Annotated in this window: 14 protein-coding genes; 8 read left to right on the forward strand and 6 right to left on the reverse strand. The window is 56.7% G+C overall.

The window, feature by feature from the left end:
* Position 1 precedes the first annotated feature (1 nt).
* Entirely contained in the window at positions 2-982 is a 981-nt protein-coding gene (bhcD, locus tag AC2FFB_RS10750) for an iminosuccinate reductase BhcD (protein WP_496690987.1), read from the forward strand.
* A 54-nt stretch (positions 983-1,036) separates the two neighbouring features.
* Here bhcD and AC2FFB_RS10755 read toward each other — a convergent pair whose 3' ends face one another.
* Positions 1,037-1,822, reverse strand: coding sequence for an inositol monophosphatase family protein (locus tag AC2FFB_RS10755; protein WP_142636646.1), 786 nt, complete (start codon positions 1,820-1,822; stop codon positions 1,037-1,039).
* A 96-nt stretch (positions 1,823-1,918) separates the two neighbouring features.
* A complete protein-coding gene (locus tag AC2FFB_RS10760) occupies positions 1,919-2,824 on the reverse strand; it encodes a LysR family transcriptional regulator (protein ID WP_142636644.1) in 906 nt (301 codons plus the stop codon).
* Between the two features lie 93 nt (positions 2,825-2,917).
* On the opposite strand from AC2FFB_RS10760, the gene metF reads away from it, so the two are divergent.
* Together metF and AC2FFB_RS10770 are read left to right on the forward strand one after the other, a co-directional pair.
* Positions 2,918-3,784: a methylenetetrahydrofolate reductase [NAD(P)H] gene (gene metF / locus AC2FFB_RS10765; RefSeq protein ID WP_496706658.1), complete on the forward strand. Its 867-nt coding sequence runs from the start codon at positions 2,918-2,920 to the stop codon at positions 3,782-3,784.
* Between the two features lie 198 nt (positions 3,785-3,982).
* Positions 3,983-4,660, forward strand: a complete 678-nt coding sequence (locus AC2FFB_RS10770; protein WP_246097226.1) for a J domain-containing protein — start codon at positions 3,983-3,985, stop codon at positions 4,658-4,660.
* A gap of 53 nt (positions 4,661-4,713) precedes the next feature.
* Here AC2FFB_RS10770 and AC2FFB_RS10775 read toward each other — a convergent pair whose 3' ends face one another.
* Positions 4,714-5,232 (reverse strand): YHS domain-containing (seleno)protein, encoded by a 519-nt coding sequence (locus tag AC2FFB_RS10775; protein ID WP_496712751.1) that lies wholly within the window; start codon positions 5,230-5,232, stop codon positions 4,714-4,716.
* Between the two features lie 246 nt (positions 5,233-5,478).
* Between AC2FFB_RS10775 and yghU the strand changes: the two genes are divergently transcribed.
* Complete coding sequence (gene yghU, locus AC2FFB_RS10780; protein ID WP_496821906.1) at positions 5,479-6,357, forward strand: glutathione-dependent disulfide-bond oxidoreductase; 879 nt, start codon at positions 5,479-5,481, stop codon at positions 6,355-6,357.
* Between the two features lie 45 nt (positions 6,358-6,402).
* On the opposite strand, the gene AC2FFB_RS10785 is transcribed toward yghU, so the two are convergent.
* Together AC2FFB_RS10785 and AC2FFB_RS10790 are read right to left on the reverse strand one after the other, a co-directional pair.
* Complete coding sequence (locus AC2FFB_RS10785) at positions 6,403-7,191, reverse strand: SseB family protein (RefSeq protein WP_281972684.1); 789 nt, start codon at positions 7,189-7,191, stop codon at positions 6,403-6,405.
* Positions 7,184-7,771 (reverse strand): uracil-DNA glycosylase family protein, encoded by a 588-nt coding sequence (locus tag AC2FFB_RS10790; protein WP_496712749.1) that lies wholly within the window; start codon positions 7,769-7,771, stop codon positions 7,184-7,186. The genes AC2FFB_RS10785 and AC2FFB_RS10790 overlap by 8 nt, the downstream gene beginning before the upstream one ends.
* A 228-nt stretch (positions 7,772-7,999) precedes the next feature.
* Between AC2FFB_RS10790 and AC2FFB_RS10795 the strand changes: the two genes are divergently transcribed.
* From AC2FFB_RS10795 to AC2FFB_RS10810, 4 genes are read left to right on the forward strand one after another with little or no spacing between them, the layout of a single operon-like run.
* On the forward strand, positions 8,000-8,659 hold the full coding sequence (locus AC2FFB_RS10795) for an ABC transporter ATP-binding protein (protein ID WP_142636630.1): 660 nt from the start codon (positions 8,000-8,002) through the stop codon (positions 8,657-8,659).
* Positions 8,637-10,211: a KpsE/RkpR family capsule polysaccharide export protein gene (locus AC2FFB_RS10800; RefSeq protein WP_496874895.1), complete on the forward strand. Its 1,575-nt coding sequence runs from the start codon at positions 8,637-8,639 to the stop codon at positions 10,209-10,211. Before AC2FFB_RS10795 ends, AC2FFB_RS10800 begins: the two co-directional genes overlap by 23 nt.
* A 5-nt stretch (positions 10,212-10,216) precedes the next feature.
* Positions 10,217-11,050, forward strand: coding sequence for a 3-deoxy-8-phosphooctulonate synthase (kdsA, locus tag AC2FFB_RS10805; protein ID WP_142636626.1), 834 nt, complete (start codon positions 10,217-10,219; stop codon positions 11,048-11,050).
* Between the two features lie 14 nt (positions 11,051-11,064).
* The gene (locus AC2FFB_RS10810; RefSeq protein ID WP_496712743.1) at positions 11,065-12,561 is read left to right on the forward strand and encodes a phosphomannomutase/phosphoglucomutase; all 1,497 of its coding nucleotides are present in this window, start codon (positions 11,065-11,067) and stop codon (positions 12,559-12,561) included.
* Positions 12,562-12,592: 31 nt separating this feature from the next.
* On the opposite strand, the gene AC2FFB_RS10815 is transcribed toward AC2FFB_RS10810, so the two are convergent.
* Positions 12,593-14,551 carry an AsmA family protein gene (locus AC2FFB_RS10815; RefSeq protein ID WP_496874896.1) on the reverse strand — a complete coding sequence of 653 codons (1,959 nt, stop codon included), beginning with the start codon at positions 14,549-14,551 and terminating at the stop codon, positions 12,593-12,595.
* Positions 14,552-14,555: the final 4 nt, after the last annotated feature.

Consider the following 14,555-nt stretch of genomic DNA (forward strand, 5'->3'; position numbering starts at 1 on the left):
TATGAAAAGCGACGGTCTGCTGATTGTAGGCGAAGATCTGTGCGAGAAACTGGTAGGACGCCAGCAGGCCTTTGACGCTGTACAGGCTGTGTTCGGTGCGATGGCTAAAGGTGGCGCGTGGAACTTTCCCGTTATCCGCGAGGCTTTGGGCCATGCCGACGCTCTCTATGGGTTCAAATCGGGATTTGACCGCGACGGTCAGGTGCTGGGCCTCAAATCCGGTGGATACTGGCCGGGCAATGCGGCGAAGGGCCTGACCAACCACCAATCCACGGTGTTTCTGTTCGACCCCGATACCGGGCGATTGTCCGCGCTTGTCGGGGGCAATTACCTGACAGCGGTGCGCACAGCGGCCTCTTCGGCGGTTTCGATCGCGCATCTGGCGCGGCAAGACGCAAGAGTACTTGGTATGGTCGGGGCCGGACATCAGTCAACTTTCCAGCTGCGGGCGGCGGCGGAACAGCGCGACTTCGAAAAGGTCATTGCCTGGAACCCGCATCCCGACATGCTGCCCCGCCTTGCAGCTGTGGCCACTGAGGTTGGGTTGGAATTCGAGGCCGTCAGCCAACAGGAGCTGGGCGCACAGGCGGATGTGATCATCACCATCACCTCGGCTTTTGAGCCGCTCTTGATGAAAGACTGGATCAAGCCCGGCACGCATCTAGCTTGCATGGGCACCGACACCAAAGGCAAACAGGAGGTTGACGCGGATCTCGTCGCTGCGGCGACTGTCTTTACCGACGAGGTCGCCCAGTCCGTGACAATCGGCGAGGCCCAACATGCCATCAGCCTTGGCGCCTTGACCGAGGATGCAATCGCGCCCATCGGCGCCGTCATCAATGGCGACCACCCCGGTCGAACAAGCGACGATCAGATCACTCTGTTTGATGGAACCGGGGTCGGGTTGCAGGATCTTGCAGTCGCCTCAGTCGCTGCACGATTGGCTGAAGAGGCCGATCTAGCCCAGCGCGCGACCCTCTGAAACGAAAAAGCGCGCCTCAATCGGGCGCGCTTGCTTGACCTGTCTGTTGCTGGCTCAGCCCCGGATGACCTTGGAAAACTGATCAAAGATGGGCTCGTTGGAACAGATGACCTCGCCGTCCTCCAGCACGTTACCTTCCGGGTTCAAAGCCTGCACAAAGCCACCAGCCTCTTTCACGATGATGATCCCGGCGGCAACATCCCAGGCATTCAGACGGCGTTCCCAAAAGCCTTCATACCGGCCAGCAGCAACATAAGCCATGTCCAGCGCTGCTGCGCCCCACCGACGTACACCGGCGCAGACTGGCATCAGACGTGCCAGATCCTGCAGGGTCGCAGGCAAGTCAGACCGTCCGCCAAAAGGCAGCCCGGTCGAAAAGATCGACTCGATCATGCGGTGACGACCCGAAACGCGGATACGGGTGTCGTTCATCCATGCGCCTTCGCCATTTTCTGCAAAGAACATCTCGTCCTTGGCGGCGTCATAGATCACACCGGCAACAATTTTGCCTTTATGTTCCAACGCGATCGAGATCGCCCAGTGCGGCAGGCCGTGCAGAAAATTCGTGGTGCCATCCAGCGGATCCACAATCCAGCGGCGGGTGGGATCTTCGCCGGCAATCTCGCCGCCCTCTTCGGCCAGCCAGCCATAGGTCGGGCGCGCGCCAAGCAGTTCCTCTTTCAGGATCGCCTCGGCTGCAATGTCTGCCTTGGACACAAAATCCCCGGCGCCTTTCATCGACACCTGAAGGTTCTCGACTTCACGAAAATCCTTGACCAGTGAACGCCCCGCTTTGCGCGCGGCTTTGATCATGATGTTGAGGTTTGCACTGCCAACCATTGTCCAAAGGCTCCTGTCCGGTCAAACCGCGCGTATACTGGGGCAATGCGCCCTTGCCAAGAGGAATGATACGCATAGCAGACCCGCGTTTTGTGCCTATTGCTCCTGCAGCTTGCGCGCCTCGGTTTTGGCCAACTTGATCAGCTCTTGCACAAAGGGTTTCTCAAGGTCCTCGGTGCGCACTGCAGCATAAAGGCGACGTGTAATGCCTGCCTTGGTCAGCGGGCGGGTAACATAGTCGGAATTATACTTCACCTCACGCACTACCCAGTCCGGCAGCACAGATATCCCCCGGTTCGACGCGACCAGCAACAGGATCACTGCGGTCAGCTCAACCTGCCGGATCGCGGCCGGTTCGACCCGCGCAGGGATCAGCAACTGGCTGAACACATCCAGCCGTGTGCGTTCGACCGGATAGGTAATCAGGGTCTGGCCGCGAAAATCCTCGGCCTCAATGAACTCTTTCTGGGCAAGCGGGTGTGTCGAAGCCGCGACAAACACCGCGTCATAGTCAAAGAGTTCGATGAATTCGACACCGGGCAGATCTTCTGGGTCCGAGGAAACGACCAGATCGACCTCTTCTTTTTGCAAAGCCGGCAAGGCATCAAAGGCCAGGCCGGGCCGGATATCGACATCCACATCGCCCCAGGATTTACGAAAGGATTCCAGCACCGGGAACAGCCACTCAAAACAGGCGTGGCATTCAATGGCGATATGCATACGGCCCGTGCGCCCGTCGCGCAAAGAAGAGAACTCCTGCTGTGTCGCCTCGACCTGCGGCAGGATCTGCTCGGCCAGGCGTAACAGCCGCAAACCGGCCGCCGAAAGTTTCATCGGTTTGGACCGGCGCAAGAACAATTCGACCCCGGCCTGATCCTCTAGGCCTTTGATTTGATGGCTCAACGCGGATTGAGTGATGTTCAGTTGATCTGCGGCACGGGCAAGCCCGCCACATTCATGGATCGCCTTGATCGTACGCAGGTGGCGGAATTCGATATGCATTGCGTGGAACTCATGTTGTTCTTGAATAATATGAGTTTGTCTCACAATGCGTAAGCTGGCACAAGGGTCAGAGATTTCACCCGTGAGGCCGAGATGACAAGACCAGAAGTTTCATTTGAATTTTTCCCGCCACAGACACTTGAGGCTTCATTCCGCCTTTGGGATACGGTGCAAACACTGGCACCGCTTGAACCGCGCTTTGTTTCTGTCACGTATGGCGCGGGGGGCACCACGCGCGAGCTGACGCGCGATGCGGTGGCCACACTGCACAAGTCCTCTGGCCTGCCTGTTGCTGCACATCTGACTTGTGTGGATGCGTCACGTCAGGAAACACTGGAAATCGCAGATACCTTTGCTCGGGCGGGCGTGGAGAACATCGTCGCTTTGCGCGGCGATCCACCCAAGGGTCAGGATCGGTTCGCGCCGCACCCGGAAGGGTTCGCGGACTCGGTCGAATTGATCGAAGCACTGGCAGAAACCGAGATGTTCAGCATCCGTGTTGGCGCCTATCCAGACAAACACCCCGAAGCACGGGATTTTTCCGCCGATGTCGATTGGCTAAAGGCCAAGCTGGACGCTGGGGCCGACGAAGCCCTGACTCAGTTCTTCTTTGAGGCCGAGACCTTTTTCCGCTTCCGCGATGCCTGTGAAAAGGCAGGGATCGACAAGCCCATCGTTCCGGGCATCCTGCCAATCGAAAACTGGAAAGGGGCGCGCAACTTTGCACGCAGATGCGGGACACATATTCCGGATTGGATCGAGAATGCCTTTGAGAAGGCCATTCGTGACGACCGCGAAGACCTGCTGGCCACCGCGTTGTGCACAGAACTTTGTTCAGACCTGATCGAGGGCGGAGTAGACAAGCTCCACTTTTACACCCTGAACCGGCCGGAACTGACCCGGGATGTGTGCTTTGCCCTTGGAGTCACACCAAAGGCCGAGCTTCAGAACGTCGCTTGATATCCGCTTGTTTCAGACTGTGCACCCGAGGCCAAAACCCCGGGTGTTTTTGCGGAATAAGTTGGGATTACCCTGTCTGACTGGGCCACTTGAACAATCCAGCTGCAGCCTTAATCATTGTCGCGATAAACCGTTCAATTCTGTTACAAATTTGACTTTAGCAACCGCCCATTCATTGTGGGGCCGTATAGTTTGTTTATGAGTGAATTTAGTATGGAACCTTTTGACAAGGTTAGTGCCCGCGCCAATGCCTTCGGCACACTTGGTCTGGCTCAAAGCGCCAGTTCAGATGACATTCGAGAAGCCTGGCGCAACATCGCATTCGAAGCCCACCCCGACAAGAATGGCGGAGACGGTGCGGCCTTGGCCAACGCCAAGGCGGCCTATGATTTGCTGCGCAGCGAGGGGCTGGCTGGGAAAGGTCTGGCGGGCTCGGCGGCGGGGAAACCACGCCGCCCCCGATTGCGCAAACGCGTTATTCAGCTGGAAACCCAAGATATTGATGCCTGTCGTGCAATGCTGAATACGGCGCTGCCCCACTTGCAGGACACCCCGGTGGACAGTCAAGATGCGGATCGCCTGCAAGATGCTGACCACATTCCGGACGCTGTCGGCTTGCATGGCCGCAACCTGACTTATTTCATTTCCGCACCTGTCTGCGAAGGTGCTAACCGCGTCGCATTGCCGACGAGTGTTCTCGCTGGCTCCAAGCGCGTCAAGACAGAGATTCTGAGCTTTCAGTCCAAAGATGCGGGCACTGGCGAAGTTGTCGTACCCGTTGCGCTTGCGACCAAGAAATTTCCGGGCGCCCGCAGCGTGCGGATCAGATTCAACGCCGACCAGCAAACGCAGGATGAGTACTGGTTGGCCGGATGACAAACAAAAAGCCCGGCAAATCAATGCCGGGCTTTGCATCCGTTGCAGAACTCTCAGTTTGCGACCGGGCCTTCGGAGGTAAACTTCGGGATCACGCTGCTGGAGGCCCCGTCGGCCTCGATGCCCGGCCAGTTTCCTTCAGCCAGATTGATATTACCGGGAATATCTTCTTCAAAGAACCCGACAACCACATCGGTAATGTTCAGATACAGCTTGTCATCAACAATCCGCCACAGGTTCGGGTTCGCAGGCACCTTGCCACCGCGTGACACGCCATAGGCGCAGTGACCGTCATATTGCGGCGCATAATAAGCAGGGTTTTCCAGGAACTTGTCCCGGTTCTCTTCGGTCGAGAATGCCCAGGTAACGCCGTTGTATTCGGCCGTAATATCTGACCTTCCGCGAACGGCTTCGGGCTGTGATTGACCGACAGCAACCTGATCCAGACTGCGATAGGCAACCACGTCATATCCCGACACCGCATAGCCGGTGCCGTCCACATACTGATCTCCTGCAAGGGCAGGCATGGCAAATGCCAAGGTCGCAACTAAGGTCCAGGCAAGTCGTTTCATAAGGGCGGTCCTTTTTTATTGGATGGATGATCGGCCCGGAATACGGGGCTGTGCAGAGAATAGGTGATTCCTCGATCGAACGCAGTCCCGCTCGCGTCGCTGTGACATCGAATGAGAAAACGTGAAGTCTTTTGCACTGAATGTTACAAAATCTTCCCAACAGGCAGGGTTGGACTTTGCCCTTTGCAATATTAGCTGTTCAAGCGAACGGATAATTCACCCGAACTTTGCTGAGAAAGGCAATAAATGAGCGAGCAATCGACCTATACGCCCCCTATGGTCTGGACATGGGACAGCCAAAACGGCGGACAATTCGCTAATATCAACCGCCCGATTGCGGGGGCAACTCATGACAAGGATTTGCCTGCTGGGCGCCATCCTCTGCAGCTCTATTCGCTTGCTACTCCGAACGGGGTAAAAGTAACCGTCATGCTGGAAGAGCTTCTGGCGCTAGGCCATGAAGAGGCCGAGTATAACGCCTGGCTGATCAACATCGGCGAGGGAGATCAGTTTAGTTCGGGCTTTGTAGAGGCCAACCCGAACTCTAAGATCCCTGCCCTGTGGGATCGGTCCGGTGAAAAACCTGTGCGCGTGTTCGAAAGTGCCTCGATTCTGTTTCACCTGGCTGAAAGGTTCAACGCTTTCCTACCCGAATCCGGGCCCGAACGGACAGAGGTGATGAACTGGGTTTTCTGGCAAATGGGCAGTGCACCATATCTGGGTGGCGGGTTTGGCCATTTCTACGCCTATGCGCCCGAGAAATGGGAATATCCCATCAACCGCTTTGCCATGGAAACCAAGCGGCAGCTGGATGTTCTGGATCGGGAGTTGTCCGAGAAAACCTATATCGCAGGCGAGGATTACTCTATCGCCGATATCGCGATCTGGTCCTGGTACGGACAACTGGTTCTTGGGCGCCTGTACAGCGCAGCCGAGTTCCTGGACGTCGAATCCTACAAGAACGTCATGCGCTGGGCCAAGGAGATTGACGCCCGTCCCGCCGTGAAACGCGGTCGCATGGTCAATCGTGCCTTCGGCGAAAAGCATACACAGCTTCACGAACGCCACGAGGCTGGCGACTTTGAAACGCGTACACAGGACAAGCTAGAGCCGGCAGCCGAGTAAACAAACCGGGCTTCGCGGATCAATCTGCGAAGCCCCATTCTGCCATTACTTAAGCAAAGGCGGTTTGTCCGGATCGCGCCCAGGAGCGATATGCGCATTCACACGTGCCTCAGGCTGCGGCAGATCGTACCGCAAACCCACCCGCGCCAAAGACGCTGCGGCCGTGTCACTTGATTTGAAAAAACCTACGTCCATTGCCCCAGCTTCGACCCCGGAAAAGGTAAGCGCTTCGGACGCGGCCTTAGCCAGAGCTGCCTCTGCCCCTTCGACGGCATCGACAAATCCCAGCAAATGCCCGAAACCACCTTCAGCCGTTTTGGTGCTGACCAGATAGGCGGCTTGCGCCAACCCAATGGCCGTAGCCAGCTTGGCGTCCAAAGCTGTCAGCAGTTCGTCGGGCAACCCCGATGGAGCCAGGAACTCGGACAGGTGCTGTTGCACCTCTTCGGGACCATGCTGCAAAGTTTCCACCAACCAGCCCAATGCCTCGGGCGGGATCAACATCGAGGACGGGGCAACTTCAAGGTTCAACCCCAGCCCGATCCCCTGCCCCGACAACATAGACGATAAAACCCGCCCCGACAGCGCAACATAGGGCACCGGGCGGTCTGCGAAGCGGGCCAGCCGGTCTTCACGATCGAAAGCCAGCACAAAACGCCCGTCTGCCACGTCGAACAATTCGGGCGAAATATTCTCGTTCTTTGCCTCTTCCGTCAGCATCAGGAACAGCTCACTGTCAGCCAGCCGTTCAAAGAAACGCAGACGGGCGGCATCATCCTGCGGAGCGGCCTCAGCCGCGGCATGGGCGGCGTCCAGAGCCGAAATCTCAGTCATTCAGAACCTCTTGCACCCGTGCGCGCAAAACCGGCAACAGATCGGCTTCGAACCACGGGTTTTTCTTCATCCAAGCCGTATTCCGCCAGGACGGATGAGGCAAGGCAAAGACCCGCGGCGCATAGTCCCGCCAGTTGCGGACGGTTTCGGTGACTGACCCACGTGATTTCAGGTGATATCTTTGGGCGTGCCCCCCGACAAGAATGGTCAACGGCACAGGCCCAAGATCCGCCATGACCCGATCGTGCCAAGTCTGACCGCATACTGACGGAGGAGGCAAATCTGCCTTGCGCGCATCATAGCCGGGAAAGCAAAACGCCATTGGAACGATCGAGACACGCGAACGGTCATAAAACAGCTCCTCATCAACACCCAACCACGCCCGAAGCCGATCACCGGAAGGGTCGGTAAAAGGGCGACCCGACGCATGCACTCGTGCCCCCGGAGCCTGACCACAGACCAAAATGGGCGTGTCTTTGCGGAACCAGACAATGGGTCTTGGTTCATGCGCGGTTTCGGTTGCCGCAAATCGGTCGGCACAAATACGGCAGGCCTCTATTTCTTTTTCGAGTGGGTTCATGAGATCGCTATCAGTGCCGCATCAGGTGGTTGGTGTTCTGAAAGCAAGATAGGTAACACACATCCAGACGCCAACAGATGCAAAAGTCACATTACCAAAAACGACCCCCGGAACGCATTGATCATTTGTTTCATAATTCGACATAATGTGGCCTATATGGCGCCGTAGAGGTACCGTTCTTTCGCCGATCCGAACGGAGCAACAACAAGATAAACCCGCAGGCCTTGGATGCTTGAGTTTGAAAATGTCAGCAAGTCCTTTTGGACCGGGACGCGCCGAAAGGTGATTCTGGACAGAGTGTCTTTTCGCGTCGAACTTGGCACATCCATCGGTATTCTGGCCCCGAACGGTACCGGGAAAACCACCCTGATCAACATGATGGCCGGACTAGAGAAACCCGACGAAGGGGTCATTCGCAAATCCTGCCGCGTCTCTTTTCCGATGGGATTTACCGGCGGAGTTTCAAACAAGCTGTCGGCTCTGGAGAACTCGCGCTATATCGCCAAGATCTATGGTATGGACCCGGACTATGTCGAGGCATATTGCAGTTGGCTGTGTGGCCTGGGTGAATATTTCAATCAACCGCTGGCGACCTATTCATCCGGTATGCGGTCGCGGTTCACATTCGCGTTGATGCTGGCTCTGGATTTCGACATGTACCTCATCGACGAAGGGATGCCGGCCACAACGGATGTTGAATTCAACAAAAAGGCAGGCGACATTCTGCAGGAACGGCTGCGCACAACAACACTGGTCATCGTCTCTCACAACCCGGCCCTGCTTGAAAAATTCGCGCGTCAGGCGGCGGTATTAGTGGATGGTCAGCTTCACTTGTTCGAAACCTTGGAAGAGGCAAAGCAGTTATATGACTACCAAACCCAGGGCTGATAAATACAACTGGCGCCGCAAACGGCGGTCTGCGGGAAATGCCGAAACGCGCGAAGACGCGATCTCGCGCATTCGCCAGGCCACACAGGCGCCCGGCGCAGCAAATGAACCGCCAGTAGGGACCGAGATCGACGCTATCAAACGCGAGGGATTGACCGGCCGCCAACTGAGGGTGGCACGTCGTCTTGCCCAGAAAAACGGTCTTGCGGCGACTTCGGACTATGATGCAGTTCGGTTGTTGCGCAAAAAGGGAATTGATCCGTTTGAACGCTCCAGTCTGCTGAACCTTGCCTCGGAAAAGAAAACTTCGGACGAGCAGACGAATGATCGCGTCACGATCCACCTGCCCCAGACCGTGAAAGATGCACCAGAGAACTTGCCCGGACCCGAGATGAGCCCGGCTGAGCGGCGTGAACGTGAAATCGGACAGATTCAGAGGGACATCGCCCGCCGCCGCCGTCGCAAACTGTTCGCTCTGTTTGCACGGCTTGCGGCCTTTGTCCTGCTACCTACCTTTGTCGTGGGTCTCTATTTCTATCGGATCGCGACCCCAATGTACGCCAGCAACTCTGCCTTTCTGATCCTTCAGGCGGACGGGGGCGCGGGCTCTATCGGAGGGCTTCTGGCAGGGACCCAATTTGCGACCACGCAGGATTCGGTTGCCACCCAGGAGTTTCTGGAATCGAAAGATGCGCTTGAACTTTTGGACACAGAGGCCGGTTTCGCTGATGTGTTCAAACAGGACTGGATCGACCCCATTCAGCGATTGTCCCCGGACGCCAGTCTCGAAGAGGCTTACAAGCTGTACAAACGCATGATCACGGTCGGATATGACCCGACCGATGGCCTGATCCGGATGGAGGTGGCGACACCTGACCCCCAGACTTCGGCCGCGTTTTCCCGAGAACTGATTTCCTATGCCGAGCAACGGGTAAACGCGCTGACCGAAAAGAAACGCGAAGACCAGATGAAAGATGCCCGGGAAGGGTTTGTAAGCGCTCAGGAAGAACGCAAGAAAGCTCAGGAAGACCTGATCGAGCTTCAGCTGCAAGGCGCAATCCTTGACCCTGAAAGCGTCATTGCCGGGTTGCGGGGCCGCATAAACGAAATCGAGACGCTTATTCAGGACAAAGAACTGCAGCTTGCAGCCTTGTTGGACAATCGCCGCCCAAACAAAGCCAAGGTGGATGGCGCACAGGCCGATATCGCACGGCTTACGGTTGTGCTGGAGGAATTGAACGCCGAAATGCTGGATGTCTCTGCCGGCGAGAATTCGCTGGCCAGGCTGAGTGTTCGGATTCAGATGGCACAGGCCGATCTGGCCGCTCGGGATATGATCCTGCAATCAGCTATGCAGCATATGGAGACTACCAGGACCGAAGCCAATCGTCAGGTTCGGTATCTGACGGTTTCCGTCAATCCTGTTCCCAGTCAGGAACCCAGCTATCCGCGCAAGTTCGAAAATACGATTTTGGCTTTCCTGTTGTTTGCTGGTATCTACCTGATGATCTCGCTTACCGCGTCGGTCCTTCGTGAACAGGTATCCTCGTAAGACACATGAAACATGTAAAAATCTCCGATCTCACGGTCGGCAATGATCTTCCGCTGACGATCATCGCCGGTCCCTGCCAACTGGAAACTGCCGATCATGCCCAAATGATCGCAGGAAAAATGAAAGAGGCCTGCGACGCCGCCGGGGCGCAGTACGTCTTTAAAGCCTCGTACGACAAGGCGAACCGAACTTCGCTGTCGGGTGCGCGAGGTATGGGAATAGACACAGGGCTCAAGGTTCTGGATGACATCCGCAAAACCTTGGGTATTCCAGTGCTGACTGACGTACATACCGAAGCCCAGTGCGCGATTGCGGCCGAGGCTGTGGACGTGCTGCAAATCCCTGCCTTTCTATGCCGACAAACAGATATGCTGCTCGCAGCTGGCGAAACCGGCAAGGCGGTTAATGTCAAAAAAGGACAGTTTTTGGCCCCATGGGAGATGGGCAACATCGTGAGCAAGGTCGAAAGCACTGGGAACACAAACATCCTGCTGACAGAACGCGGAACTTCGTTTGGATATAATACGTTGGTCGCTGACATGCGCGGCCTGCCGCAGATGGCCAAAACGGGATACCCGGTCGTAATGGATGCCACACACTCGGTACAGCAGCCTGGCGGCAAAGGTGGTTCAACTGGTGGGCAGCGAGAATTCGCGCCTGTGATGGCCCGCGCTGCGGTTTCGCTTGGCATCGGTGCGGTTTTTATCGAAACCCATCAGGACCCTGATACTGCACCTTCCGACGGTCCTAATATGATCCCATTGGACCAGATGCCGCAGCTCATCGATACATTGATGCGTTTTGATGCGTTGGCCAAGGCCAACCCTATCCAGATCTGAACAAGAGTATTCCCATGACCAAACCCAACCCCGAGGTGACTCCGAACACCTGGAGCTTTCTGCGCGACGCAATGATCAAGCCAACCGGCTTTCGCGAATATGATGCCCGCTGGAAATATCCAGAAGAGATCAACCTGCCGGGCATGACCGCACTGGGGTTGGGTCTGGGCACACAGATGCGCAAGCGTGGGATTGAACCCGTGATTGCTGTAGCCAATGATTATCGTGATTATTCTCTGGCCATAAAAAATGCCCTGATCCTGGGCCTGATACAGGCGGGAATTCAGGTAAAGGATATCGGTCCGGCGCTTAGCCCGATGGCCTATTTCGCTCAGTTCCATCTGGACGTTCCAGCCGTGGCCATGGTCACGGCCAGCCACAATCCAAATGGCTGGACCGGGGTCAAGATGGGGTTCGAACGTCCCCTGACCCATGGCCCGGACGAGATGTCAGAGCTGCGAGACATTGTTCTGAATGGCGAAGGGCAGACCCACCCTGGCGGGTCCTACGAATTCGTTGATGGCGTGAAAGAGGCCTATATCGACGATCTGGTCGGCGATTTCAGAATATCCCGACCTCTCAAAGTGGTCTGTGCCACAGGGAACGGCACAGCATCCGCCTTTGCCCCGGAAATCTTTGAACGCATGGGGGTAGAAGTCGTGCCCAGCCATAACCAGCTGGACTATACTTTCCCGCATTACAACCCGAACCCAGAAGCGATGGAAATGCTGCACGACATGTCCGATACCGTGAAAGCCAGCGGTGCCGACATGGCGCTGGGGTTCGATGGTGACGGTGACCGCTGTGGCGTTGTGGATGACGAGGGGGAGGAGATTTTTGCTGATAAGGTCGGCGTGATCATGGCCCGCGATCTGGCCAAGATTTACCCCAATGCCACCTTTGTCGCCGACGTGAAATCAACCGGCCTTTTTGCCAGCGACCCCGAGTTGAAGGCCCGCGGGGTCAAGGCAGATTATTGGAAAACCGGCCACAGCCACATGAAGCGGCGAGTCAAAGAGATCAACGCGCTGGCTGGGTTCGAAAAGTCGGGGCATTACTTTTTGGCCGAACCGATTGGCCGTGGCTATGATTGCGGCATGCGCGTCGCGGTTGAGATCTGTAAACTGATGGACCGCAACCCGGACCAAAGCATGTCCGACCTGCGAAAGGCACTACCGAAAACATGGTCGACACCGACCATGTCCCCCTATGCAGCGGATATCGAAAAATACGACATACTCGACCGTTTGGTCGCAAAGCTGGTCGCCAAATCCGAGGCCGGAGAGACGCTAGCAGGTCGCCCGATCAAAGAAGTGGTCACTGTCAACGGTGCCCGAGTCATTCTGGACAATGGCAGCTGGGGGTTGGTCCGCGCCTCGTCGAATACGCCCAATCTGGTGGTCGTCTGCGAAAGCAGCGAAAGCGAAGAAGAGATGCGTGCCATTTTTGCGGATATCGACGCGGTTATCCGAACCGAACCGGGTGTCGGAGATTACGACCAGACCATCTGAGCGTTGGTGTCGGGGCGCTGGCCCCGACACTTCAATTTCCGCCAAACAGCTTAAGCAGTCCTTTCTTGGCCTCGTCCTCAAGCTTGTTCTTCAGCGCATCCTCGACGCTGTCCCCGTCAGTCCCGGCCGTACCGGTATCGCCGCCTATCTTGTCGATGACTTTCTTTTTGACATCATCCTCAAGCTCTTTGACCTTTCCTCCGGCGGCCGCTTCGATCACCTTGGTCAGGTCCGGCTTGATCGACGGATTGCTCCATGGTCCAACGATACGCACCGGAACCGACAGGCCCTCTCCCGAATTCGCACGCAGAGCGACTGGCGTGAACAGATAGTCGATATTGCGCGCTCCGATCCCGACTTTTCCTTTGCCATCCGCGCGGAAATTGTCCAGCGACATCAACAGATCGTTGTTCTGCATAACGCCCTTATCAATGGTGAAGCTAGCCGTCAGGCTGTTGAACACGGTGGTGCCACCCGATCCTTTGCCTCGTCCCATGAGACGATCAAGGTCAAAGCCCGATATCAACCCCTTTCCTACATCCAAGCGGCCCTTACCGCTGAGAGAACGCATGATCTGATTCTCATTCTGGCCAACGCCCAGAAACTCGAATGATCCTGACCCGGTCCCGGACAGCCGCTCGACCCCGATCAAGGCTGTCAGAGCTTGTTTGAGGTCAATGCCCTTGGCCTTTATCTTGCCGCCAACGGACAACCCATTCCGATTATTGGCCACCACCTGCCCGTTCAGCGTTCCGGAAAACAAGGTTGCCGGGTTCATCTCCAATGCAGCCCGAGACCGGTCCAGCCGCATTGTCAGGTCGCTGGGGCCAAGCGTCAGCTCGGGCAGCGCGATAGATTTGGCTGTCAGTCGAACTTCACCATTGGCCAAAGCCAGCGCCGAGGCGTCGATCGGTTCCCTTGACCACCCCTCCGAGGCAGCACCCGAGCCGGAACCGCCGGAACTGGACGAGACCGTATGACCACTTTGATTATAGCGAGAAAGATCAAGATCACTGGCATCCAACCGAGCAGTGATCTGTGGCGGGTTGGAAATGACAATATCAACTTCGCCTGTAAAACGGTTACTGTCGAGTGAAGCCACCAGATCGCGCACAGATATGCGACCATCTCTGGTATAAGTCATCTGCCCCGACACGTTCGCAGCGCGGCCCAACCCGTGCGGCACTCCAACGCCCTCCTGACCGAACGCGGCCAGCATTTTTTCCGTGTCTTTGGTTTTCAACTGCAGCTTGCCGTCCATCTCTCCGGCAAGGTTGACGCGCCCGTCAAATCCGATGTCACCACCAGGGGCCGCAAGTGCAAGTTCAATCTCGGATGCCGCGCCCGTGGCATAAGCCGGCAAGTCGGGTATCTTGATATCCACGCGGGCCTCACCGCCCGGAACCGGCATTTGTGCATCCAGAACCATGGGGGCCGAGACTGCTGGCCAACTGGCAGACAAATCCACATCTGCGACATCAAATCGGGCCGATCCATTTTCAACAAAGATCAGACGCGCCTGAGTCAGTTTCAGATGCTCCAGTGTCACCGCACGCGATGCATCGGCCGGTTTTGATCCACCCGAGCCGCTGGCTGTCGGGGCGACGGCCGTGTCAAACTCCCAGTTTCCGCGCCCGTCTGACAGTTCAAGTCTGAGGGTCGGATTCTCGGCAATAATCCGTTTGATCAGCACATCGCCGGACAAAATGGCCAAGGTATCGACCCCAACCGCCAGGCTTTCGGCGCTCAGCATCGGCTCAGACCCCGCCCACGAGGCATTTCCGAAGGAAACCGCCCCGGTTTCCATGCCCAGCACAGGCCAGAAGGACAGCTTAACGCCCCCCGACAGTTTCAGATCACGCCCGGTTTGTGCCTTGACCTGCTCGGCCAGAATGGTCGCCAACTTGTCGCCCGGCATCAGCAGCAACGCGCCGATGACAAGACCGACCACAGCCACCAAAAGGAACAGGATGCGCATTAGCCATTTCATTTTC

The organism is Ruegeria sp. YTSA219, from assembly GCF_059609985.1.

Coding starts and splice junctions, on each gene's coding strand:
- bhcD (WP_496690987.1), top strand. CDS start 2: ATGAAAAGCGACGGTCTGCTGATTGTAGGCGAAGATCTGTGCGAGAAA.
- AC2FFB_RS10755 (WP_142636646.1), bottom strand. CDS start 1,822: ATGGTTGGCAGTGCAAACCTCAACATCATGATCAAAGCCGCGCGCAAA.
- AC2FFB_RS10760 (WP_142636644.1), bottom strand. CDS start 2,824: ATGCATATCGAATTCCGCCACCTGCGTACGATCAAGGCGATCCATGAA.
- metF (WP_496706658.1), top strand. CDS start 2,918: ATGACAAGACCAGAAGTTTCATTTGAATTTTTCCCGCCACAGACACTT.
- AC2FFB_RS10770 (WP_246097226.1), top strand. CDS start 3,983: ATGAGTGAATTTAGTATGGAACCTTTTGACAAGGTTAGTGCCCGCGCC.
- AC2FFB_RS10775 (WP_496712751.1), bottom strand. CDS start 5,232: ATGAAACGACTTGCCTGGACCTTAGTTGCGACCTTGGCATTTGCCATG.
- yghU (WP_496821906.1), top strand. CDS start 5,479: ATGAGCGAGCAATCGACCTATACGCCCCCTATGGTCTGGACATGGGAC.
- AC2FFB_RS10785 (WP_281972684.1), bottom strand. CDS start 7,191: ATGACTGAGATTTCGGCTCTGGACGCCGCCCATGCCGCGGCTGAGGCC.
- AC2FFB_RS10790 (WP_496712749.1), bottom strand. CDS start 7,771: ATGAACCCACTCGAAAAAGAAATAGAGGCCTGCCGTATTTGTGCCGAC.
- AC2FFB_RS10795 (WP_142636630.1), top strand. CDS start 8,000: ATGCTTGAGTTTGAAAATGTCAGCAAGTCCTTTTGGACCGGGACGCGC.
- AC2FFB_RS10800 (WP_496874895.1), top strand. CDS start 8,637: ATGACTACCAAACCCAGGGCTGATAAATACAACTGGCGCCGCAAACGG.
- kdsA (WP_142636626.1), top strand. CDS start 10,217: ATGAAACATGTAAAAATCTCCGATCTCACGGTCGGCAATGATCTTCCG.
- AC2FFB_RS10810 (WP_496712743.1), top strand. CDS start 11,065: ATGACCAAACCCAACCCCGAGGTGACTCCGAACACCTGGAGCTTTCTG.
- AC2FFB_RS10815 (WP_496874896.1), bottom strand. CDS start 14,551: ATGAAATGGCTAATGCGCATCCTGTTCCTTTTGGTGGCTGTGGTCGGT.